The organism is Thermodesulfobacteriota bacterium, from assembly GCA_040753795.1.
GTDB lineage: Bacteria > Desulfobacterota > Desulfobacteria > Desulfobacterales > Desulfosudaceae > JBFMDX01.
Window position 1 is genome coordinate 94947 of the sequence record JBFMDX010000012.1, and the last position, 22590, is coordinate 117536.

17 protein-coding genes are annotated in these 22590 nt (G+C 55.7%); 9 read left to right on the forward strand and 8 right to left on the reverse strand.

Features of this window, described 5'->3' with window-relative positions:
- Window positions 1–75: 75 nt before the first annotated feature.
- Window positions 76–1902, forward strand: a complete 1827-nt coding sequence (locus tag AB1724_14040; GenBank protein ID MEW6078930.1) for an LTA synthase family protein — start codon at window positions 76–78, stop codon at window positions 1900–1902.
- An 82-nt stretch (window positions 1903–1984) separates the two neighbouring features.
- Window positions 1985–3685 (forward strand): HD domain-containing phosphohydrolase, encoded by a 1701-nt coding sequence (locus AB1724_14045; protein MEW6078931.1) that lies wholly within the window; start codon window positions 1985–1987, stop codon window positions 3683–3685.
- A 5-nt stretch (window positions 3686–3690) separates the two neighbouring features.
- Here the strand turns inward: AB1724_14045 and AB1724_14050 are convergent, their stop codons facing one another.
- Window positions 3691–4686: a class I SAM-dependent methyltransferase gene (locus AB1724_14050; protein MEW6078932.1), complete on the reverse strand. Its 996-nt coding sequence runs from the start codon at window positions 4684–4686 to the stop codon at window positions 3691–3693.
- Window positions 4687–4763: 77 nt separating this feature from the next.
- A complete protein-coding gene (locus AB1724_14055) occupies window positions 4764–6122 on the reverse strand; it encodes an NAD-dependent succinate-semialdehyde dehydrogenase (GenBank protein ID MEW6078933.1) in 1359 nt (452 codons plus the stop codon).
- Window positions 6123–6329: 207 nt separating this feature from the next.
- On the opposite strand from AB1724_14055, the gene AB1724_14060 reads away from it, so the two are divergent.
- Entirely contained in the window at window positions 6330–8021 is a 1692-nt protein-coding gene (locus tag AB1724_14060; protein MEW6078934.1) for an FAD-dependent oxidoreductase, read from the forward strand.
- Window positions 8022–8072: 51 nt separating this feature from the next.
- Window positions 8073–10295 (forward strand): AsmA family protein, encoded by a 2223-nt coding sequence (locus AB1724_14065; GenBank protein MEW6078935.1) that lies wholly within the window; start codon window positions 8073–8075, stop codon window positions 10293–10295.
- Here AB1724_14065 and AB1724_14070 read toward each other — a convergent pair whose 3' ends face one another.
- The gene (locus AB1724_14070; GenBank protein MEW6078936.1) at window positions 10296–10667 is read right to left on the reverse strand and encodes a LysR family transcriptional regulator; all 372 of its coding nucleotides are present in this window, start codon (window positions 10665–10667) and stop codon (window positions 10296–10298) included.
- Between the two features lie 94 nt (window positions 10668–10761).
- Here AB1724_14070 and AB1724_14075 point away from each other — a divergent pair, with 94 nt between their 5' ends.
- From AB1724_14075 to AB1724_14085, 3 genes are read left to right on the forward strand one after another with little or no spacing between them, the layout of a single operon-like run.
- Window positions 10762–11406: a poly-gamma-glutamate hydrolase family protein gene (locus AB1724_14075; protein MEW6078937.1), complete on the forward strand. Its 645-nt coding sequence runs from the start codon at window positions 10762–10764 to the stop codon at window positions 11404–11406.
- Window positions 11407–11436: 30 nt separating this feature from the next.
- Window positions 11437–11826: a fluoride efflux transporter CrcB gene (gene crcB / locus AB1724_14080; GenBank protein ID MEW6078938.1), complete on the forward strand. Its 390-nt coding sequence runs from the start codon at window positions 11437–11439 to the stop codon at window positions 11824–11826.
- A gap of 5 nt (window positions 11827–11831) precedes the next feature.
- Window positions 11832–13115: a DUF190 domain-containing protein gene (locus AB1724_14085; GenBank protein ID MEW6078939.1), complete on the forward strand. Its 1284-nt coding sequence runs from the start codon at window positions 11832–11834 to the stop codon at window positions 13113–13115.
- 3 nt (window positions 13116–13118) lie between these two features.
- On the opposite strand, the gene AB1724_14090 is transcribed toward AB1724_14085, so the two are convergent.
- The 4 genes from AB1724_14090 to AB1724_14105 form a co-directional block, all read right to left on the reverse strand.
- Entirely contained in the window at window positions 13119–13817 is a 699-nt protein-coding gene (locus AB1724_14090; protein MEW6078940.1) for a cytoplasmic protein, read from the reverse strand.
- Complete coding sequence (fusA, locus tag AB1724_14095; GenBank protein MEW6078941.1) at window positions 13818–15899, reverse strand: elongation factor G; 2082 nt, start codon at window positions 15897–15899, stop codon at window positions 13818–13820. It lies immediately after the preceding gene.
- 177 nt (window positions 15900–16076) lie between these two features.
- Window positions 16077–16502 carry an NUDIX hydrolase gene (locus tag AB1724_14100; GenBank protein MEW6078942.1) on the reverse strand — a complete coding sequence of 142 codons (426 nt, stop codon included), beginning with the start codon at window positions 16500–16502 and terminating at the stop codon, window positions 16077–16079.
- 46 nt (window positions 16503–16548) lie between these two features.
- The gene (locus AB1724_14105) at window positions 16549–17235 is read right to left on the reverse strand and encodes a hypothetical protein (GenBank protein MEW6078943.1); all 687 of its coding nucleotides are present in this window, start codon (window positions 17233–17235) and stop codon (window positions 16549–16551) included.
- A 247-nt stretch (window positions 17236–17482) separates the two neighbouring features.
- Here AB1724_14105 and AB1724_14110 point away from each other — a divergent pair, with 247 nt between their 5' ends.
- Complete coding sequence (locus AB1724_14110) at window positions 17483–19777, forward strand: PAS domain S-box protein (protein MEW6078944.1); 2295 nt, start codon at window positions 17483–17485, stop codon at window positions 19775–19777.
- Here AB1724_14110 and AB1724_14115 read toward each other — a convergent pair.
- The gene (locus AB1724_14115) at window positions 19774–21405 is read right to left on the reverse strand and encodes an MBL fold metallo-hydrolase (protein MEW6078945.1); all 1632 of its coding nucleotides are present in this window, start codon (window positions 21403–21405) and stop codon (window positions 19774–19776) included. The genes AB1724_14110 and AB1724_14115 overlap by 4 nt on opposite strands.
- A gap of 271 nt (window positions 21406–21676) precedes the next feature.
- On the opposite strand from AB1724_14115, the gene AB1724_14120 reads away from it, so the two are divergent.
- Window positions 21677–22471, forward strand: coding sequence for a sulfite exporter TauE/SafE family protein (locus tag AB1724_14120; GenBank protein ID MEW6078946.1), 795 nt, complete (start codon window positions 21677–21679; stop codon window positions 22469–22471).
- Window positions 22472–22590: the final 119 nt, after the last annotated feature.

Sequence of the window (22590 nt, forward strand, 5' to 3'; positions counted from 1 at the left end):
CCAGACCCGTCATTGGTATACATATCGCCAGAATTATTGGTAATAATGATCCAGCGGGAAAGGTGCGGACGTTTCATGACAGGTAGCAGGTACCGGGACACGGGCAGTAGTCTGATTTCATTTGTTGTGACGGGTATCCTGGCTGTGATGTTGGTGGAAGCCCTTGCCCGCCAGGGCATAACGCCGGTTTTTCGCTGGATCCCGGAAAACCCCCTTGTTTTCTCTCTCAACACCTTACTGGCCCTGGCGATTATATCCTTTACCCTTGCCGTTATCGGTCGCTGGAGACCCGGGCTTGTCGTTGGTTTTTTGATCATTCTTCTGCTCGGCATGGTCAATACCCTCAAGATTTCCATTCTGCGGGTTCCTTTTTTCGCCTGGGATCTGCCTTATCTGTGGCAATTGTGCGCCCTGGGACATTCCGTGGTATCCGGCTGGATAACCGTCGTCCTGATGGTCGGGACAATTACGCTGGCCGCGTTTTTGTCTTATCGCCTCAAACGAAATGTCCGCCCTTGCCGCTTTCGGACCCGTTTGACGGCGCTCCTTTTTGCCGCGGCCGTAATCGGCGCCTTCTTCTGGGGACCAACGACCCCGACTCACTCACTTGCCGTCAACAATATTATCTGGGATCAGACGGAGAACTACCGTACTAACGGATTCCTGCTGGCGTTTTCCATGAATGTCTCTCCTGTTCTGATCCGGCAGCCGGAAGAATACGACCGGGGCCTGGTCGATCGTCTGCTCTCCCACAACGAGGATATGGCCGAACAGGCCGGTATCAGTGGCCGGCCGGTCAGCCTGATTATTTTCATGAGTGAATCGTTTTCCGATCTGGTGGCCGTTCACTCGCAAATGCCGGATGACAACACCAGCCCGATTGAAAATCTGCAACGGATTTCCGCCGACTATCCCAGCTTCCGGCTGGTTTCTCCGACCTTTGCCGGTAACACCAGCCTGATGGAATTTGAAGTGCTGACAGGCCTTTTCAACGCGTTTCTGCCGGAAGGCGGCATCCCCTTCGATCACTATCTTAACCGCAAGACCCCTTCCCTGGCCTGGGTTCTGAAGCATTGCGGCTACCGTACCGTGGCCGTTCATCCTTTTCATGACTGGTTCTGGAACCGCAAAGCGGTGTATCCCAACCTGGGATTTTCGGAATATCTTTCCATTGACAGTTTCCCGGGGGAGGCCACCAAGGGCATGTATATTTCGGATGAAGCCCTGGTGGATAAAATCATCGAAACCGTCGAATACACCCACGGCCCTTATCTGATCCACGCCGTGTCCATGCAAAACCACGGTCCCTATCTGGCCGGCCGTTACGGCAACGACGGAGTCAATGTCCAGAACAACCTGCCCGACTGGCTGCGCCATGAGCTGGGAACTTATCTGACGGGCCTGCGGGACGCGGATAGACAACTGGCCCGGCTGATCGACTATTTGAGTAGACGGGACGAGCCGGTGATCTGTCTCTTCTTTGGTGACCACCAGCCCAGCTTTTCCCTCGCTTTTTACAAGGCATGCGGCATCCTTTCGGAAGACATGGCCTCGGAAATGCTCCTTTTTGAGGTTCCCGGCCTGCTCTGGGCCAATCAGGACAACATCCTGGATGCGGCCGACATACCGGAATGTTTCAGCCCGGCTTATCTACCCACTGTCGTCCTTCATCAGATGGGAATCCCCCTGCCCTCGTATATGTTCTATCTGCAGCAGGGACTGACCGACTATCCGGTGGTGCATCGCGGTTTTGTGCAGGATTCGCAAGGTCGTCTGATCCGACTGGATGACTGCCGGCGGGACCCCTTCCTGAAAGGCCTGGAGATTTTGAATTTTGACGTTCTGTTCGGTTCCCGGTTCAGTTGCGACCCTGTTGCCCCGGTTATCCCCGAACAGATATAGGTTCTAACGCCGTTGACATCGACTGTCCCGCAGTCATCATGGAGCACTATTTATCCATAACTCCATAGGGAAAGGAAAAATCATGGCCACCCTGAACCCTGAAAATCAGAACGGTAACCGCCATCTGTCCGAAGACAAAAAGCTCGGCAGGCTGCTTGAAAACGTCGTCCGGGAAGTCAAGATTTACGCCGAATGTCAGATCGAACATATTCAAAAACTGGCGGAAATCGGACTGGCCCTGTCCGGGCAGAAAAACATCAATACCCTGCTGGAGATGATCGTGGACGAAGCCCGCAAGCTCTCCAGCGCCGACGCCGGCACGCTTTATATCGTCGAGCAGAAGACCCACTCCCTCCGTTTTGCCATTCTCCAGAACGATTCCATGAAGATACGCAAAGGCGGGACCGGCGGCGATCTTTCCGCGGAAATGCCCAATGTCCCGCTGGCTGACGCCCAGGGAAAACCCAACCATACCAATGTTTCCTCTTATGTGGCCCTGACCGGAAAAAGCGTCAATATTGCCGACGTGTATGAGACGGGGAAATTTGACTTTGCCGGCACCAAGCGATATGACGCCGCCACCGGCTACCGTTGCAAGTCCATGCTGGTCATGCCCCTGAAAAACCACGAGGATAAAATCATCGGGGTGCTGCAGCTGTTGAACGCCAAGGACCCCCAGACAGGGGAAATCGTCGGGTTCGCGGCCGACATCGTGGACGTGGTGGCCTCCCTGGCCTCCCAGGCGGCCATCGCCCTGACCAACACCCAGTTGATCGAAGACCTCAAGGCCTTGTTCTATGCCTTTATCAAAAGCATTGCCACGGCCATTGACGCCAAATCTCCCTTTACCGGCGGTCATATTAACCGGGTGGTCACCCTGACCATGGATATCGCCGAAGCCATCCACCGGACCGGCAGAGAGGCTTTCAGGAATGTTCGATTTACCGATGACCAGATAGAGGAACTGCGTATCGCCGCCTGGATGCACGACGTCGGCAAAATCACCACGCCGGAGCACATCGTCAGTAAAACCAACAAGCTGGAAAGTGTCTTTGACCGTATTCAGCTGATTGAAACACGGTTTCTCCTGATCATGCAATTGATGGAAAACGAGTACCTGAAGTTGAAAATCGACCTGCTCAAAACCGACAACTCGCCGGCCGTGCTTCAAAAAATTACACACATGGACCGTGAACTCACGGCCAGAAAAATTGAAGCGCTGGAGGCCCTGGAATTTTTAAAAAGTGTTAACGCCAACAAAGGCATGGTCGATGAAAAGGCCATCAAACGGGTTGCCCAGATCGCCACCCGCAATTATCACATCGGCGGCAATACCTATCCCTGGCTTTCGGAAAACGAGAAGGCCTGCCTGAGCATTCCCAAGGGCAATCTGCTGGACGAAGAACGCCGGCTGGTTGAACAGCACGCGGAGATGACCGTCAACATCACCCGGGAGCTTCCCTTCCCCGACCGTTTTTCGCACGTACCCGAATATGCCGGCAGTCACCATGAAAAGCTGGATGGAACCGGTTACCCCCAGGGTTTAAAAGGTTCGCAGATACCCCTGCAGGCCCGTATTATCGCCATTGCCGACGTATTCGAAGCGCTGACCGCCCCGGACCGGCCTTACAAAAAGCCCATGCCCATCTCGCAGGCGCTTGATATCCTTGAGGGGATGAAAAAGGCGGGCCATATCGATCCCGAAATCGTCCAGATGTTCATCGAAGAAAAAGTTTATCAGTCCTACGCGGAGAACGAACTGACCCCCGAACAGAGAGTATAGTGGTATTAAACCTTAATGCGCCAGCAGCGGTGGATAGGCGTCTTCCGGTTACGATAGTCCTCGGGTATGGTGGACGCCGTAATCTCCCGTATATCGGTTGCTTTCAACCCTTCCATGCGGGGCGTGAAATTCTGATGGTTGGTGGAAAAGAAAATCGTTCCCCCTTTTTTCATCAGCGCCAGCGTCATTTGCAGCAGCCGGGGATGGTCAAGGGCGATATCCATGTTATGGGTTCCGTCCCGGCTGGTGGCAAAGGAAGGCGGGTCCACCACGGCCAGATCGAACCGCCGCCGGTCGGCGGCCGCTCGTTTCAGATAATCAAACACGTGGGACTGGATCAGTGTGTGATTCTTGCCCGGTATCCGGTTCAAGGTCAGATTTTCCCGGGCCCAGCGAATGGCCGACCGGGACCGGTCCACTGACACGGTGGCCCTGGCGCCGCCTCTGGCGGCATAGCAGGTAAAAGCGCCGGTGTAGCAGAAGAGGTTTAAAAAGTCCGTCCCCGGGGCCATGTCCCGGACCATCTGCCGGGTGTCGCGGTGGTCGGCAAAAAGGCCGGTATCCACAAAATCATCGAGATTGACGAAAAAGCTCAAGTCCCGCTCGGACATGGCGATCTTCTGTTCGGTCCGGGCCAGGCGTTCATACCGTTTTTCACCCTCCTCGGCCTGGGTCCCGGTTCGCCGCACCTTCAGGTGGATATTGGCCGGCGGAACCTCCAGCGTCCGGGCCAGGGCCTCACCCATCATGGGCAGCCATTCCGGTCTGGACTGTGTCCGGGCGTATTCCCCCACCACCAGGTGGCCGCCGTACCAGTCCACCACGGCGCGAATTTCGGGGATATCCCAGTCATAGAGGCGGAACACCTCTATATTCTGCCGGGCAAACCGCTTCTTCAAATGCCGGTACTGTTTCTTTGCCCGGTTGGCCAGCATTTCTCCCTGACGGCGATATTTTTCCGTCAATGCCGGTCCCGGGATATCCGTATCAGACGCTTCCATGGCAGAACACTTTTCTTTATTTTCAAATGGCCCTGACTTACTGGCGTCAATCATTTTACCCGCTGTATGCGGCCGTGTCAGCGCAGGCCGATGGTTTTGATGTTGACAAATTCCCGAAGGCCGTGATGGGACAGTTCCCGTCCGTAACCGGAACGTTTGACCCCGCCGAAGGGCAGCGCCGGATATGACGCGGTCATGGAATTGACAAACACCATGCCGGCGTCGATCTTCCGCGCGATCTGCTCTCCCCTGGCCAGATCCCGCGTCCAGACACTGGCCCCCAGGCCGTAATCCGTGTCATTGGCCGCTGCCACGGCTTCGGCTTCATTCTTCACGGTAATAACGGCCGCTACCGGGCCGAATGTCTCCTCCCGAAACACCGCCATGTCACGGGTTACCTCCGTCAGAATCGTCGGCGCGTAGTAATTGCCGGGCCGTTCCAGCCGATGGCCGCCGGTGACCAGGCGCGCGCCCCGGCCAATGGACCGCTCTACCTGCGAATGGATCTCGTCCAGCAGATCAGGACGGGCCATGGGTCCGAGCTGGGTTTTCTCATCGGCCGGATCACCGACGATCAGTGAACCCATTTGAGTCGCCATCCGGTCTAAAAACGGCCCGGCCACGGATTCGACGGCAATAAACCGTTTGGCCGAGATGCAAACCTGGCCGGCGTTCAGGCAACGGCTCCTGACTGCCGCCCGGACGCATTCGTCAAGATCGGCATCCTCCAGGACGATAAACGGGTCGGATCCTCCCAGTTCCAGAACACTCTTTTTCAATTCCTTTCCGGCCTGTTCCGCCACCGCCCTGCCGGCCGGTTCGCTGCCGGTCAGGGTAACGCCCCTGACCAGGGGACTGGCGATAACGCCGGCAACTGCTTCGGCCGGTATTAATAATGAACGGAATAGATCGGCCGGAAACCCGGCCTTTCTGACGATCTCTTCGATCTTCAGGGAGCAGCCGCAAACATTGGAGGCGTGTTTTAACACACCGGCGTTGCCGGCCATCAGGGCCGGCGCGATGAAGCGCCAGACCTGCCAGAAGGGAAAATTCCAGGGCATCACGGCCAGAATCACGCCCAGGGGCTGAAACGTCACCAAACTCTTCTGGAAAACAGTGTTGACCAGTTCATCGTTTAAAAAGCGCTCCGCGTTATCGGCGAAATACCGGCAGGCCAGGGCGCATTTTTCCACCTCTCCCCTGGACTCCGTGATCGGTTTTCCCATCTCCGCGGTAATCAGAGCGGCACACAGGTCCCGTTCCGCCAGCAGAAGATCGGCGGCATTTCGCAACAGTCTGGCGCGTTCCTTAAAAGCGGTCTCTTTCCAGGCAGTCCAGGCGCCATGAACGGACCTCAGGATATCATCGATCTCCGCCGGTCCGTGAGGCGCATATTCCCTGACAAGCGTGTTCGTGGCCGGATTGATGCTTCTCATGGCGTTACCCCTGAATGGTTAATAAGCAGTAAATCGTCTGTCATTGATTTTTTACAGTCTTTTAACTGTTCTTTCAATTTCATTTTTCTATGCCTCATGACTCGGTTTGATTTTTTTGAGGGCACTTGTTATAGATTTTTTAGCCATGGACATGACCACATTGCCGGGCGCAATGCCCGAAGGAATATCAAATTGGGAGGTACGAAAATGAAACTGCTGATTATCGGCGGCGTCGCCGGCGGCGCCACGGCCGCTGCCAGGGCCCGGAGGCTGAATGAAGACGCCGAAATTATTCTATTTGAACGCGGAGAATTTATTTCTTTTGCCAACTGCGGGCTGCCGTACTACATCGGCGGCGTCATCAAGAAAAAAGACAACCTGCTGGTGATAACAGTCGCCGATTTCATGAAACGGTATGCCGTTGATGTCCGGACTTTTACGGAAGTGACCGCCATTGACCGCGAGAAAAAGCAGGTTGAGGTAAAAAACCTGAAAACCGGTGAAACGTATCGTGAAAATTACGATAAAATCATCATGTCACCGGGGGCGGAGCCGATTAAGCCTCCCCTGAAAGGGATAGAACTGGAAAATATTTTCAACCTCCGCAACATTCCCGATTCCGATCGTATCAAGGCCTTTGTCGATTCCCGGAATCCGAAAGAAGCCGTGGTCGTCGGCGGCGGGTTCATCGGCCTGGAAATGGCCGAAAATCTGATCCACCGGGGGGTGAAAACCACCATCGTGGAAAAACTTGACCAGGTCATGCCTCCCCTGGATGGTGAGATGGCCAGTTTCATGACCGCTCATCTCAAAGAAAAAGGCGTAACCTGTATTCTCGGAGACGGCATCAGCGGTTTTTCCAGAGACGATGACCGCCTGACCGTCCACACGGAAAAAGGCCTGAAACTGCCCTGCGACCTGGCGGTTCTGTCCATTGGCGTAAGGCCGGAGAACCGGCTGGCCAAAGAGGCCGGGCTTGAGATCGGCGCCCGCGGCGGGGTCGTGGTCAACGCCGCCATGCAGACATCCGATCCGGATATCTACGCGGTAGGAGACGCCGTGGAAGTCAGGGATTTTGTGTCCGGGTTCCCGACCATGCTGCCGCTGGCCGGGCCCGCCAACAAGCAGGCCCGTATCGCCGCCGACAATGTCATGGGCCGGGGCAGTGTCTTCCGGGGCGTGCTGGGCACGTCGGTGGTCAAGCTGTTTGACCTGACCGTCGCCTCCACCGGCGCCAGCGAACGCACCCTGATCGACCGCCGGATCCCCCACCTGGTCAGCTATACGCATTCGAATTCACATGCCACCTATTATCCGGGAGCGGAAATGATGGCCATCAAGCTGTTATTTTCACCCGGCAGCGGGAAAGTCCTGGGCGCCCAGATTATCGGCAAAGACGGCGTGGACAAGCGGATCGACGTAATCGCCACCGCCATCCACGGCGCCATGACGGTTTATGACCTGGAGGAACTGGAGCTGGCCTATGCCCCGCCCTATTCATCGGCCAAGGACCCGGTCAATATCGCCGGCTTTGTGGCGGCCAACGTGCTCAAGGGCGATGTGCGCAATATTCAGTGGCGGGAATTAATTGATATTGATCCGGAAACGACCGTTTTAATTGACCTCAGGAACAGCGTGGAGTTAAAAGAAGCCGGTAAAATCTCATGCGCTCTGAATATCCCCCTGCCGGAGCTCCGTGACCGGTCAAAAGAGCTTGATCCCAATAAACAGTACATTATGTTCTGCGCCATCGGTTTGCGGGGATACGTGGGATACCGCATCCTGTCCCAGAAGGGATTCAATGTCCGGAACCTGAGCGGCGGTTATAAAACCATGATGGGCGCCAAGTCGAACATTCTGGCCGGGACTCCCCGGGCGCAATTCTGGGATTCGAAGTAGCAGGGCACGGCGCGCCTTGCCCCTGTAACGGCATCATGGAGACACAGACTGATGAAAAAAATTCTGATTGCCGCCGGTATTTTCCTGGCGCTGGTTGTCGCGGCCGGGGTCTCCCTGCCTTTTTTTATCGATATTGATTCCATCGTGGCCGGGCAGATTCCCGCCCTGGAGAAACAGCTCCACAGAGATATATCCATCGGTGATGTCAGGCTGTCCGTATTGACCGGGCTGGGCGCGGAAATCAGAAACGTCACGGTTTCCGACCACCCGGATTTCGGTAAGGACCATTTCGTCAGCATCGAGCGGTTCAATGTCTCTCTCCGGTTGCTGCCGCTTCTTCATAAGCAGGTGATGATTTCGTCGGTTTTTCTCGATAAACCGTCCGTCCGGATTGGAAAGAATGCCCGGGGGGTGTTCAATTTCGCGGATATGTTCCCGGCCGGACCTCCGGCGGAAAAAACCGGGGAAAAGCCTGAACCGGAAACCACTCCCGGAGATCCGCTGGCCGCTTTAAAAAACATTCAGATATCCGGCATCTCGATTAAAGACGGGACTTTTGCCTTCTCCGACGCGTCCGGCGCCGGTTCACCCATTGAGATCAAACTGGACCAATTCAACCTGTCGTTAAAAGGCGTTTCATTAACACGTAAAATCGATGTTGAACTCGGGACTGATATTTACAGCGGTCCCAAGGCGGGACATGTGTCGCTTTCCGGAAACCTGGGCCCCGTGGGCACCAGCCTGGTTCCGGAGATCATTCCCCTGGATTTGTCTTTATCCCTTAAAGACCTCAACCTCGCGCATCTGGCCACTGTAGTGAAAGGCCTGGAGACACCGTCCGGCGCCGTAACAGCGGATGTTACGGTTAAAGGCCGGCTCCAGGATCAACTGCGCTGCCGGACAACCATCGACTGGAACAAGCTGGAAGTAACCTTGCGGGATACGGGGAAACCGGCCGCTCCCGGAGAACGGATTGTTTTAAACGGCCCCTGGGAAATCACCTCGGACCTGTCCGGGTCCATGAAAACGCCGGCCCTGTCCGGAAAAATCATTTTGGACAAAAGCGCCATCCGTTTTGGAAACGCGTTCGACAAACCGGCCGGATCGCAGCTGAACATGACGTTTGACCTGATGACGGACGGTAAAAACAGGAAGATCAGCATAAAATCAATCGCCGGCGCCGAACCATCAGACCTTTCCATCGATGCCACCGTAAGCGATTCCGGCAAACCGGACATCAAGGTTCAGGTGGCTTCATCCTACCTGGACGTGGGTGTTTTCCTCCCGCCGGCCACGCCGGAAACCAAGGAATCCGGTCCAAAGCCGCCCCCCATGGACGAACCGGAATCCAGCCGCAGGCCCGCTAAAAGAGATAAAATTCCGGACATGCGGATAGAAGGTGATATCGCCCTCAAGAAATGCAAATACGACAACATGGTGATCGAAAACATCGCCGCCCGGTTCCTTTATGCCGACGGTGTTACGACTCTGAACCGTCTAAGCCTGGATACGTTCGGGGGAAACATTTCGGCCGACGCCGTCGTCGATCTGACGGACATGGCCTCTCCCCGGTGGAGCACAAACCTGTCCACCAGTAAAATCAATGCCAACGACGCCCTCAATCAATTTACCAGCGTCAAAGACACTTTTTACGGCGATGTTTCCAGTCGGTTGTCCCTTCAGGGCAAAGGTGGCGACTGGCCGGCGATTTCAAAGAGCCTGACCGGCGGCGGATCGGCCGATATCGTCAACGGCAAACTGGTCGGGGTGAATGTGCTGGATGCCGTGGGGGAAAGCCTGCTTAAGTTCCAGGGACTGTCCGCCCTGGCCCTGGCCGTATCACCCAAGGCGGGCCAGCATCTGAACGAAACCGAGTTCACGCAGCTTGCCGGAAAATTCAATATCCGGGAGGAGTTGATCCATCTGGAGACAATGACCATGGCCACCGCTGATTTCAATCTCTCCGGTAACGGAACCATCGGCCTGGATAAAAAATTGGATCTTGATACGGTTCTGTTCCTGTCCAGAGACGCCTCCGGGCGTTTTGAAAACGACAAAACTTTAAGATATTTCCTTAACAAAGACCGGCAGATGGAGATCCCATGTGCCATAAAAGGAGACGTGTCCAACCCCCGCGTCACGGCTGACGGCGATACCCTCAACCGCCTGATGCGCAACGCGGCGACCAGGGCAGTGGAAGATCAGGTCCAGAAAGGAGTGGAAGACAAACTGGGTGAAAAAGCCGATCAACTGCTGAAGCGGATATTCAAGTAGTCATCCGGACTGCTTCTCATCCGTATCGAATTCATTGACCCGGGTTTCGAATCGATAAAATTCACGTTCCGCGTATTGATTGATTTTTTTCTCCAGTTCACGAAGGTGACGGATATATTTTTCAGCGAACGGCGTCAGTCGGGTGCCGCCGCGATCATTGCCGCCCCTGGTGCGGATGACCATGGCCCGGCCCATGTCTTTTTCAAGAAAACTAAGCATTTTTAACGCCTTGACATAAGAAAGCTTCATGGCCTTTGCCGCCTTGTTGATCGACTTGTGCTCTCCGATTTTTTCCAGCAGGCGCAGAGGACCGGGGCCGATGGCCTGATAACCCTGGTCGTTGAGAATGGATATTTTCAGTTTTATCTGCATGGCCGATATATGTTAAAGTAAACAACTGTTATGTCAAGGGAATAGTACCAGCAAACCGTTTTAAAACATGAAAAGCGGGAATTTCTTGACTGATATGGACCAATACTTAAACTATGATGATCTTAAAGTTCACGAACGCCTGGGTGCCGACTATCGCATTCGCTGGCGGATCGGCGATTCGGGCATTGCCGTCATCAGTATCCATGGAGGTGAGATTGAGCCCGGGACCACCCGCATCGCCGATGCCATTGCCGGCCCGGAACATTCCTTTTATTCCTTTGAAGGCATAAAAACGGGAGGGAACCTGTCCCTGCATATTACCAGCACCCATTTTGATGAACCGATCGCCATGGAGATGGCCTGCCATTCGAAGATCATTATATCCATTCACGGTTGCGCTGACATGGAACGGATTGTGTATATGGGCGGACTGGACGATGAGTTAAAACAACTGATTATCAAGCGTCTTCACGAAGCGGGTTTTCCCGTGGATGACCGCGCTGATCTGCGGCTGGGCGCCACCGACCATAAGAATGTCTGCAACCTGTGCGGCCGCGGCATGGGAATCCAGATGGAAATCAGCCGGGGATTGCGTGCCGTGATGTTCCGGGACCTCAGCCCTGACGGCAGACGCCACCGGACCCCGCTTTTTTACGAATTCACCGGAGCGGTCCGGAAGGCCATTGCGCCCTTTGCCCGAACAGCCGTTTTCCCTGATGTTTTGGAAAATACCGATTGAAAGAACCACCGATTGGATGTAAGGAAATGGATGGTGACGTCTGAACTCAATAAACTGATGCTGGTAATGCTTGGCGGCAGCCTGGGCGCGATCAGCCGCTACGGCGTGGGCCTGCTGACCGCCCGTCTGTGGGGCACCCACTTCCCCTGGGGCACGCTTATCGTCAACCTGACGGGATGCTTTCTGGTCGGCCTGATCTTCGCTCTGGCCGACCGCGGCCGGCTGGTGACGCCGGAAATGCGCCTGCTGCTGATCACCGGCTATCTGGGAGCCCTGACCACTTTTTCTTCTTTTTCCCTGGAAACGGTTAATGCCGGCCGTTCCGGCCTGGTCCTACTCCCCCTGGTCAACATTCTTGTCAATAATATCGGCGGGTTTTTCCTTACACTGGCCGGTGTGTGGGTGGGAAACCTTAAATAGAGGCCATGATGCTCGATTATAAAGCCATTGAAATATTCACCAGCGAGTCGGCCCGCTACCAGGGCAAACCGCTGACCGAGGCGGTCATCGATTACGTGCGCGGCCTGAAAATCGGAGCCCGCTGCATTGTCACCCGGGGCGTGGCCGGTTGTTACGAAAGCGGCGAAACCGCCACCAGCCGGATCGAAATCCTCTCCTTCAACATGCCCATTCGGATTTACATCGTTGTCCCGGCCGGTCAGTGCGATCGGGTTCTGGACGGCTTGAACAGCAAGATCAATGACGGCATTATCGCTTTACATGATCTGAAAGTCATCCGTCACCGGGCCCGCAACGCGTTTTTCCCCAGGCAACTGATGGTGCGTGATGTGATGACGGCCGATCCCCGAAGTGTAACCCCCGATACCCGGCTGGTCGATGTGGCCCGGCTGCTGCTTTCATCGGTGTTCACGGGCGTACCGGTAATCGATGAAGATCGGCGCCCGGTCGGCGTCATCAGCCAGGGGGACTTGATCCGTAAAGGCGGTCTTCCTCTGCGGCTGGGTTTGCTGGCTGAAACGGACCGGAACCGGCTGGATGGGGTATTGAATCAGATGGCCGCCCGCCGGGCCGCGGAGGTCATGACCAGTCCGGCGGTGATGATTGCCGAAGATCAGCCTCTGTCCGCGGCCGTGGAACTGATGCTGGCCAAGAGCGTCAAGCGATTGCCCGTGACCGACTCGCTGGGGCGGATTTCCGGCGTTCTGTCGCGGGTTGACGTCTTTCGGACGGTCATGCGGGAAGCACCTGACTGGAATGCCTTCAGCGCCCAGGACATCGACGTCACCCAGCTCAAGCGGGTGGCCGATATTCTGAGGCGGGACACGCACGCGGTTTCTCCGGACACCCCTCTTGAGGAGGTGATCCGCATCATCGACGACAACGATATCCAGCGGGTAGCCGTTGTGGATGAGGCCGGCAGGCTGCTGGGGTTGATATCGGACCGGGATCTGCTGCGATTTTTCCGTCATGAGCCAACCGGTATCTGGCAGCGGCTTTCCCGGATGGCCCGTCATATTCAGCAGGAAGTGAGCGGAGCGTCCGAAGCGGTTCTGGCCAACACCACCGCCGGAACCGTCATGACGACCGATCTGACCACGACCGGGGAAGAAATGCTGATCGAAGAGGCCATCAGCCTGATGATCGATCGGCAGTTAAAACGACTTCCCGTGGTAGATGCGGAGGGTCGGTTTAAAGGCATGATCAGCCGGGATTCGCTGCTTCGCACCGGATTCAAATCTTCGGGTTGATTATTACGCCACGTCCAGCATCTGAGTCGACGGATTCAGATACAGGCCCGGGTCAACGGGAGCGGACGTTCCGGCAGCCAGGGCCCGGACCAGGATCCTGTCCCCTTCCGGCAACAGTTCCCAGGCGACATCGAACAGATCGGCCACGGCGGCGAACCCCGCCGGCCGCTGTCGTTCATCACGGGCTTCCTCGCGGTGGGCCGGGACGGACAGCCAGACGCCGAAGGAGAGTTCCCGGCCCAGCTCTTTGACGGCGGCCACGGTTTCCCTGGCCGACCCATCAAACTTCACGCCATCCAGGACCACCATTTGCGGCGAAAAAACGCCCTGCTCAATAAAATCCATCAGCCGCTCCCGGACGGCGTCAATGGAGAAACCGGCGATTTTCATGGTCATGATCAGCCGGCGGGCCAGCAGCGGCGGCAGAGAAAATCCTTTATCCGTCCGGCCGCAGCGCGCCGTCATCAGGTTAAACACCTCATTGTACCAGAGAGCGGTTTTCTTGACGGTATCGGACAGATTGATGTGCAAGACGTTTTTCCCGGTCATCATGGCATACAGGGCGGTCTGGACCAGAAAAGAGGTTTTCCCCATTCCGGCGCGCGCCACCACGGCTCCCAGTTTCCCGGGGGACACGGCGGCATTGACGATACCGGCCACGGGGGCCAGGGGTCCGGGTGCGGTTGACAGTTCAGGCTGCATCTATTTCTCCTGCTTTTGAGTTCTCTTTTTTTCTATTTCTTCGGCAATGGCTGCCGGTACTTGCTGATAGGCCATGAACTCCATGGTAAACTGGGCCTGCCCCTGGCTGGATGATCGCAGGACGTTGGAAAAGCCGAACATTTCCGCCAGCGGAACCTGCGCTTCAATGCAGCAGGAAACGCCTTCGTCCTGGGTGCCGACGACGATGCCGCGCCGTTGATTCAGCAGTTTCATGGCTCCTCCCTGGAATTCGGGCGGTGTTTCAACGGTCACTTTCATGATGGGCTCATGGATGACCGGTCCGGCCTGGCGGTAGGCGGAGACAAAGGCGCCGCGAGCCGCCTGTTCAAATGCCATTTCCGACGAATCCACCGCGTGGGAGGCGCCGTCGTTGATTTCCACTTTTACATCCACCACGGGAAATTCAAGCCAGGGCCCTTTTTCTATGCACTTTTGAAAGCCTTTTTCACAGGCCGGAATATATTGTGTCGGAATGCTTCCGCCGGTAATCTTGTTCGAAAAAACAAAACCCTCTCCCGGAGCCGGTTCCATGTATCCCGCGATCCGTCCATACTGGCCGGCGCCGCCGGTCTGCTTTTTATGCGTGTAATTAAATTCCACCCGCCGGGTAATGGTCTCCCGGTAGGCCACCTGGGGGCTGCCGACGGTGATGGCGGCATCATACTCCCGCCGCATCCTCTCCAGATAAACATCCAGGTGCAATTCTCCCATGCCCTGGATGATCGTTTCGTTGGTCTCTTTATCCACGTGGGTCTTAAAGGTCGGGTCTTCCTTGGTGAACCGGTTGATCGCCTTGGACATGGCGATTTCCGATTTATTATCGTTGGCCTTGACCGCCAGCGAAACAACCGGGTCGGGCACGAATATGGACGTCATCGTCACCCGGAGTCCGTCGCTCGTAAAGGTGTCGCCGGAGGCGCAATCAACGCCGAACAGGGCGCCGATGCCGCCGGCGGAAATTGTCTCGATATCCTCCATCTGATCGGCATGCATGCGCACCAGCCGGCCGATCCGGACCTTTTTACCGGTTCTGACGTTGACGACGATTTCCCCTTTTGACAGGGTTCCCTGATACACGCGCACATAAGTCAGCTGACCGAACCGGCCGTCCTCCAGCTTGAAAGCCAGGGCGATCACCGGTTTGTCCGGATCATGCGTCAGCGTAATCAACTCCTGGTCTTTATCCAGATCAATGGCCGTGTTTTCAGCGTCTTCCGGCGCGGGCATGTACTCGATTACCGCGTCCAGGAGCGGTTGAACCCCTTTGTTCTTATAGGCCGATCCCATGAATACCGGTGTTAAGCCGCGGGCAAAAGCGCCCTGCCGGACGGCCTTAACCAGCATGGCTTCGCTGACCTCCTTCTCTTCCAGGATGGCATCGGTCAGTTCATCGGAAAAGGCGGAAGCCGCGTCGATCAGCGCTTCACGCATTTCCCGGGCTTTCTCTTTCAGGGATTCAGGGACTTCCGAAACCCGGATGGTTTCCCCGTTTTCTCCGTCAAAATAGAACGCCTTCATGGTCACCAGGTCGACCACCCCTTCGAAGTCGGCCTCCAGGCCGATGGGAATCTGCATGAGCACGGCATTATGGCCGAGTTTTTCCTTCAGTTGCCGGGCCACGCGATAGGGGTCGGCCCCGCTGCGATCGCACTTGTTTACAAAGGCCAGGCAGGGAACATTATACCGTTTCATCTGCCGGTCCACGGTGATGGACTGGGACTGGACCCCGCCCACGGCGCACAGCACCAGAACGGCACTGTCCAGAACGCGGAGCGACCGCTCCACTTCGATGGTAAAATCAACGTGACCCGGAGTGTCGATGATGTTGATGCTGCATTTTTTCCATTCACAGAAGGTGGCGGCCGAAGCGATGGTAATGCCCCGTTCCTTTTCCAGTTCCATGAAATCCATGGTGGCGCCGACGCCGTCCTTGCCCTTGACGTCGTGAATGGCGTGAATCCGCTTGGTATAGAAAAGTATCCGCTCGGTAAGCGTGGTTTTACCCGAGTCAATGTGAGCGCTGATGCCGATGTTCCTCAATGGCTGTGAACTGTGTTTCATTGTGACGACTATCCTGTTGAATCTAAAAGATTTCCTGCTTCATGTTGTCCGGTCAATGCCGGGAACCCTGCCGAAAAATTTTTTATACATATCAGGCTGATTCCCGGGGTGCAAGAAAAAAATAGGTAAAAAGGTAAAGGGTGTAAGGTTTAAGGTTCATGGTTTAAGGTGTGGGGGTTAACGGAAAATGATGGTTTTCTTTTCGCCCCGGACATACCGGAAGTAGTCGGAAAGGATGCGGCCGTGGTCAAAGGCCAGGGGCCGCGGCAGCCTATCATGAGTAAATATTCCGGCCCGGGCGGCATCGTCGGCGGCTTCAGGAAAGCCCTCGGCATCGGCGATGAACACCACGGACACGGTGTGATGACGGGGATCCCGTGACGGATCGGAATAAACGTGAAACTGTTCTATCAAATTGACAACCAGGCCGGTCTCTTCGGCCGCTTCCCTGACGGCGGCAACTTCGACCGGCTCACCGTAATCCACAAACCCGCCCGGCAGGGCCCAGCCGTGGGGCGGGTTTTTCCTTTCGATCAGAACGATTCCGGAACGGCACTGAATGATAATATCAACCGTCAGCAGCGGGTTGCGATGCGATGTCATAAAAGAATCTTAAACCTTGTCCCTTTTACCTTAAACCCTGTACTTCTCAACCCCCTCTGTTCAACTCTGCCAAAAGGGGCTCGATCGATTCCCTGTGTTCCGGCTCCGCCAGCAAATGCCTGGCGGGATGGTTGCGGATCAACTCAAACCCGTTGTAATCCAGCCGGCCGCCTTCCCGGTATTGCCGCCGATGGTCCGGGGACCGCATATATTTCAAAACATCGATGATGTTTCCGCTAAACCCGTCCTGATCCACATGTTCGATATATTGCATCATGACTTGATTGACGGACACGGTGAGCGGCGGCATGAGCGCGTATACCCCCTGCCGGCATCTCTCCTCCGATACCATGCAGCGGCAGGCAAAAGGACGCACTTCATAGACCGGACATTGATTGTCAATCAGCAAGGGGCAATGCCCCCAGTCCGGATCATTGGTCTCATCGGCGATGGGATCTCCCCGGAACAGTTTTTCCGCCGCCTGATTCAGGGTTTGTTGCGGTATGAACCTCCGCCTGGCGGCATAACCCGCCAGCGTTTCGAACAAGTAGCCATGCCCTGACCGCTCCAGCGTTTCGGCGATCAGATATCCTTCCAGGGAAGTCAGGGTGACATTGATGGTGCAGCATTCGGCGCAACCCGGACCGCAGGCACGCTTTATTGAGGCGATATGCTCATCGTAAACATTACAGATATGATGATAAGCGGCTTTTTTTTTATTGAAATCGCTCATGGATGCAACGACTAAGATTTTTGTTCAGCTAAGCCCTGAAACTAAAAATTTCCGGTCGAATTCAAGACGCGAATGATTTTCCCGGAGGAATACCATGATTACGGTAGAAGTTCAATGCCGGAAATCACATTGACATGATCGTTAAACTATTATAAACAAAAGTTATAATAACAAACTATTACAATTAACGAATCTATGGTTTTGCCTTAAAAGTTTTATCGATTCCCGGCCGTTAAGGAGTAACGATATGTCTTCCCAGTCATCCTTCACGGAAAACGAGGCCCTGGTCCAGGCTCTATTCGAACAGAATGTTGTCGGAGTGGCTCAAAGCAAGATTGATACCTTTCGAGTCGTCCGGATCAACCAGCGTTTCTGCGATATCCTCGGCTATACCCGGGAGGAGATGAAAGAGCTGGATTGGCGCACCTTCACCCACCCGGACGATCTTCCGAAGAACCTTGACCATCTGCGACAACTGCGGGAAGGAAGCATCCGCGCCTTTACCATGGAGAAGCGTTATATCCGTAAAGACGGTTCACTGGCCTGGGTCAATCTGACCGTTCTGCCCATGTGGCAACCCGATGTCCCGCCTGATGATCAGCTTGTCCTGGTAGAAGATATCACTCGTCGGAAAACAGCGGAAGAGGCGCTGCGGGAAAGCGAGGCTCTGGTCCACTCCATCGGCAACCATCTGCCCAACGGCATGCTCTACCAGATTGTCCGAAGCAAAGACAGTCACCGGAATTTCACCTATGTGAGTGACGCGGTCTGGCGCTTTTATGGATGTTCGCCGGAAGAGGCCATGGCCGATGCCGGCAGAATTTACAGCCGTGTTCTTGAGGAGGATTTTCCCAGGGTACACGCCGAAGAGGAAACGGCGAATGCGGACTTTATCCCATTTTCCACGGAATGCCGGATGAAAAATCCGGACGGAACCATCCGCTGGTCCTATTTTGCTTCCAGTCCTCGCCGGCTGGAAAACGGTGATACCTGCTGGGATGGCATAGAAATCGATATCACCGAACGTAAAAAAATGCAGGAAAATCTATTTAATGAACAGCTTCTTTCAGAGCACATGATCAACAGCCTGCCGGGTATTTTCTACCTTTTTGACGAAAACGGCCGATACCTGCGCTGGAACCGGAACCTGGAAATTGTTACCGGCAAATCCCCGGAAGAGATCGGACAGGCCTCCCCATTGGACTTTTTTGAAGGCACCGACAAAGATCTGGTCGCGGAACGGATAAAAGAAGTGTATGAAAAAGGGTCGTCTTCCGCGGAAGCCCATCTCGTCGTAAAAGACGGTAAACAGATTCCATACTTTTTCACCGGCCTGCGTATTCAGTTTGAAGGTAAGCATTATCTGATCGGCGTCGGTCTTGATATTTCCGAGCGAAAGGCAATGGAAGAGCAACTGCTCCAGGCCCGTAAGATGGAGGCCCTGGGGCGGCTGGCCGGGGGCGTAGCCCATGATTTCAACAATATGCTCCAGGCGATTCTCGGCTACGCCGAACTGGCCTTGGCCGTGTCCGATCCATCCGGTCGCATGCATGACAACCTTACCTTGATCAAAGAAACCGCCGAGCGATCGGCCGACCTGACCGGGCAGCTCCTGGCGTTCGCCCGCAGGCAGACCGCCAATCCGCGGGTGCTGGACCTCAACGAAGCCGTAACCGGTATACTGAATCTCCTCCGCCGTCTTATCGGCGAAAATATCGAACTGACCTGGAAGCCCGGAACTGACCTGTGGCCGGTCAAAATGGATACCGCCCAGATTGATCAGATCCTGACCAACCTGGCGGTCAACGCCCGGGACGCCATTTCCGGCCAGGGAAACCTGATCATTGAAACCGGCAATGTTTCGCTTGACGATCACTGCTGTCAGCGACATTCGGACTGGAAACCCGGTGAATATGTCCTCCTGGAGATGCGGGACAGCGGCTACGGTATGGACCAGGAAATACTGGAACACCTTTTCGAGCCTTTTTTTACCACCAAGGAAATGGGCCGGGGAACGGGGCTTGGAATGGCCACGGTATACGGCATCATCAAACAGAACCAGGGCCTGATCGATGTGGACAGCCGGCCGGGCCAGGGGACCGTCGTCCGCGTTTATCTTCCCCGATCAAATGAAACCCTGACAAAAGACCAGACCGTCATAGAAACGCCGACCCGGAGTTCAGGAACCATCCTGCTGGTCGAAGACAATGAAACGGTTCTGGCTTTTACCGAAACGGTCCTGAAAATGCACGGATACACGGTGCTGGCGGCAAGGTCACCCGGCGAGGCGCTGGAAACGGCCCTGTCATATCAGGAGCCGGTGCACCTGCTGATTACCGACGTCGTCATGCCCGAAATGAACGGCCGGGCTCTGGCGGACCGGATCACGCCTCTCCGGCCGGGGATTAAAACCCTGTTCATGTCCGGCTACACCGCCGACATCATTTCCCGCCACGGCGTCCTGGATCCGGGACTCCACTTTCTCCAGAAGCCTTTTTCCGTTTCTGTCCTGACCAACAAGGTTAAGGAAATCCTGGGTTAATAGCCATCCTCACGGAAGTTGCAGGCATCTGTTTCCCGGTTGCAGGAGGGAATCTCCGTTTTCCGCTCGATCTGGGCGAAAGGATCGCCGCTGCCGTCCGGGTTATGGTACTTGGCCGGATAGGCATCGCCGGAGGGAAGATTGGTGGCGGCGGGGTTGCAGAAGTCGGAAACATTCGCCTTCTGTTCGATGATCGCGTCCCTTGACACGGTGATGACCATGCGGTCAAAGGACCAGGTCATGCGCACGTCTCCGTTGCCGGGGTTGTTGCCCTGATAAACGACCTCATTGGGAAAGTGTTCCTGGACGCTTTTCTTGGCGCAGGCCACCGTGGCGTCGGACACCGGCATGTGGGTGGCCACGGTCAGGCGCGGACGGGGCGTGATCTGGCTGAGAACATATCCGAAGGCGCCCTGGGGCGAATGGGAGCTGTTCTGAACCATTTTTATTTCATTGACGGCGGCATCCCACCCCGGGGTACCGTCCGGCGGAGGCGCGTCAAGGCCGAGATTCATAAAAGCCCAGACTTCCGCGGGCAAGCCCATTTCATGGATAAAAACATCCACTCCCTTGCCCCCGTTCCTGGCCTGCTCGATGCTGTGGTATTCGGGTTTGGTGTCACCGGTGAAAATCATGGACAGGATATCACCGTCCGGGGTCAGCCATTCGAGCTTGTAGCCGATGGAGCCCTGGCGGGCATGGATCACGGGGAAATGGGTGATTTTAACGCCGGTATCCCGGTTGTGATAGGCGATATTATCACCGGCTTTTTTTCCGTACTTGGTCCAGTCCAGCTCAATGGGGATCATGGCATAGGCATCATCGTAACGGTCATCGGACACCGGCTGGGGATCGCAAGGCAGTCCCCATTTCTTTTTAACTTCACCGGGCTTGGGATATCCGTAATACCGGGTGGTTTGAAAACTGAAGCTCTCCGAATGCCAGCGGCAGGCTTTCCGCAAGTGACTGCAGAAGGACTTGACGCCGTCATCATAGCGCTTGCCGCCGGGAGCAGTCACGCCTGAATTTCCGTGGCTCCACACATAAAGGGGACTCTTGCGGTCCGACGAAGGGCCGAAACAGTAAATGTGGACCAGATCGCTCATGTGATCGCCATGCAGGTGGGTCAGAAAGATCTTGTCCATCCGGCCGTAGTTGACATTCATGGCGGTATAATTGGTGCACACCCCGGAACCGCAGTCGAAGACAAACTGGTCGGCGGGCATCTGTTTGTCGTCGTCCCAGCCGACCTCGACAAAGATGCTCATCATCTGCTGGACCCGGCGCAGGTTCAGCGGAATGCATGAACCCATGAAAGTGATCCGCATTTCGTTTCTGCCCAGACGCGGGATGGTCGTCGAGGTGGACTGATCGATGGGGTAGAACTCGTCCAGACCGTCAAAGTAACTGTACTGCTGGGCCTGGACCGCGTCTCCCCAGGTACAGGCGGGAGCCGGCGGGCATTGCTCCTGACAATTGCTGTCGGCCGCCAGCGCTTTGACCGTTGTCTGACCGATCATGCCGCTGCCGAGGACGACCCCGCCCAGGGCCATGCCCGAGAGTTTCAATGCTTCTCTTCTGGTCACCCCCTGGGGAGTCGGATTTTCGTTTACCTGATCCTTTTCCATCGTCTTCTCCTTATCGTTAGTCCGGTTTGATATCATGCTTTTGGAAAGGACATTCTGTATCCGTTTGGGCCGGAAAACAAGAATATTCTGCTGAAAGGCGTTTAGGAGTGGGCCGATGAAAAAGCATGGTCTTTGTCATACCCGCCTGCCCGGGGAACAGGATTGGAAGGGTCGAGGATTCAAGGGGCCCAGGGATTGTGGTTGAATTATCCGGAAAAAAGGGATAGGGTTCCCGACGGTTATCGGGGTGAATTAAGGATAGTTGATGCTCATGATATGGATCATCTCATACATCGTTCTGGGCGCGGCCGTGGGCGTGCTGGCCGGTCTTCTGGGCGTCGGCGGCGGACTGATCATCGTGCCGATGCTGTCCTTTTTGTTCACGGCCCAGGGCTTTGCCCCCGCGCACATCCTTCACATGGCCCTGGGCACATCCCTGGCCAGCATCATGTTCACCTCGGTATCCAGTTTCCGGTCTCATCACAAACACGGGGCCGTGGTCTGGCCGGCGGTAATCGCTATCGCCCCGGGCATCCTGCTGGGCACTTTCGGCGGGTCGTATATCGCCGCCCTGCTGTCCACCCGCTTCCTAAAGGGGTTTTTCGGTTTCTTCCTTTACTACGTGGCCACGCAGATGGTTCTGGGCTTCAAGCCCAAACCCGGCCGGTCCCTGCCCCGGGCGCCGGGCATGATTGCCGCCGGCGGTGTCATCGGCGCTTTTTCCAGCCTGGTGGGCATCGGCGGCGGCTCCCTGTCCGTGCCGTTTCTGGCCTGGTGTAACATTCCCGTGCATCACGCCATCGGAACTTCCGCCGCCATCGGCTTTCCCATCGCCGTGGCCGGGGGAATCGGTTATGTCGTCAACGGCCTGAAAGCCGCGGGGCTGCCGTCCCATACCCTGGGCTTTGTCCACGTGGAAGCGCTCCTGGGCATTGCCGCCGCCAGCATCCTGACCGCTCCCCTTGGCGCGAAACTGGCCCACAGCCTGCCGGTGGACCGGCTAAAAAAAATATTCGCGGTTTTCCTGTACGTTATCGGGACGAAAATGCTCTGGTCCCTGATCTGAAAACCATAAAATCGCTGGAATAAGATTGACACCCGCCCCGGGCCTGTTATAGATATCGGCTTTAACTTTGGTATGTTGTCTCTGCCCTTATACTTACAAAACTTTTTGAACGGGAAAAC

Excerpts from the sequence above, each read along its gene's own strand:
- AB1724_14040 (MEW6078930.1), top strand. The coding sequence starts at position 76 with ATGACAGGTAGCAGGTACCGGGACACGGGCAGTAGTCTGATTTCATTT.
- AB1724_14045 (MEW6078931.1), top strand. The coding sequence starts at position 1,985 with ATGGCCACCCTGAACCCTGAAAATCAGAACGGTAACCGCCATCTGTCC.
- AB1724_14050 (MEW6078932.1), bottom strand. The coding sequence starts at position 4,686 with ATGGAAGCGTCTGATACGGATATCCCGGGACCGGCATTGACGGAAAAA.
- AB1724_14055 (MEW6078933.1), bottom strand. The coding sequence starts at position 6,122 with ATGAGAAGCATCAATCCGGCCACGAACACGCTTGTCAGGGAATATGCG.
- AB1724_14060 (MEW6078934.1), top strand. The coding sequence starts at position 6,330 with ATGAAACTGCTGATTATCGGCGGCGTCGCCGGCGGCGCCACGGCCGCT.
- AB1724_14065 (MEW6078935.1), top strand. The coding sequence starts at position 8,073 with ATGAAAAAAATTCTGATTGCCGCCGGTATTTTCCTGGCGCTGGTTGTC.
- AB1724_14070 (MEW6078936.1), bottom strand. The coding sequence starts at position 10,667 with ATGCAGATAAAACTGAAAATATCCATTCTCAACGACCAGGGTTATCAG.
- AB1724_14075 (MEW6078937.1), top strand. The coding sequence starts at position 10,762 with ATGGACCAATACTTAAACTATGATGATCTTAAAGTTCACGAACGCCTG.
- crcB (MEW6078938.1), top strand. The coding sequence starts at position 11,437 with ATGGTGACGTCTGAACTCAATAAACTGATGCTGGTAATGCTTGGCGGC.
- AB1724_14085 (MEW6078939.1), top strand. The coding sequence starts at position 11,832 with ATGATGCTCGATTATAAAGCCATTGAAATATTCACCAGCGAGTCGGCC.
- AB1724_14090 (MEW6078940.1), bottom strand. The coding sequence starts at position 13,817 with ATGCAGCCTGAACTGTCAACCGCACCCGGACCCCTGGCCCCCGTGGCC.
- fusA (MEW6078941.1), bottom strand. The coding sequence starts at position 15,899 with ATGAAACACAGTTCACAGCCATTGAGGAACATCGGCATCAGCGCTCAC.
- AB1724_14100 (MEW6078942.1), bottom strand. The coding sequence starts at position 16,502 with ATGACATCGCATCGCAACCCGCTGCTGACGGTTGATATTATCATTCAG.
- AB1724_14105 (MEW6078943.1), bottom strand. The coding sequence starts at position 17,235 with ATGAGCGATTTCAATAAAAAAAAAGCCGCTTATCATCATATCTGTAAT.
- AB1724_14110 (MEW6078944.1), top strand. The coding sequence starts at position 17,483 with ATGTCTTCCCAGTCATCCTTCACGGAAAACGAGGCCCTGGTCCAGGCT.
- AB1724_14115 (MEW6078945.1), bottom strand. The coding sequence starts at position 21,405 with ATGGAAAAGGATCAGGTAAACGAAAATCCGACTCCCCAGGGGGTGACC.
- AB1724_14120 (MEW6078946.1), top strand. The coding sequence starts at position 21,677 with ATGATATGGATCATCTCATACATCGTTCTGGGCGCGGCCGTGGGCGTG.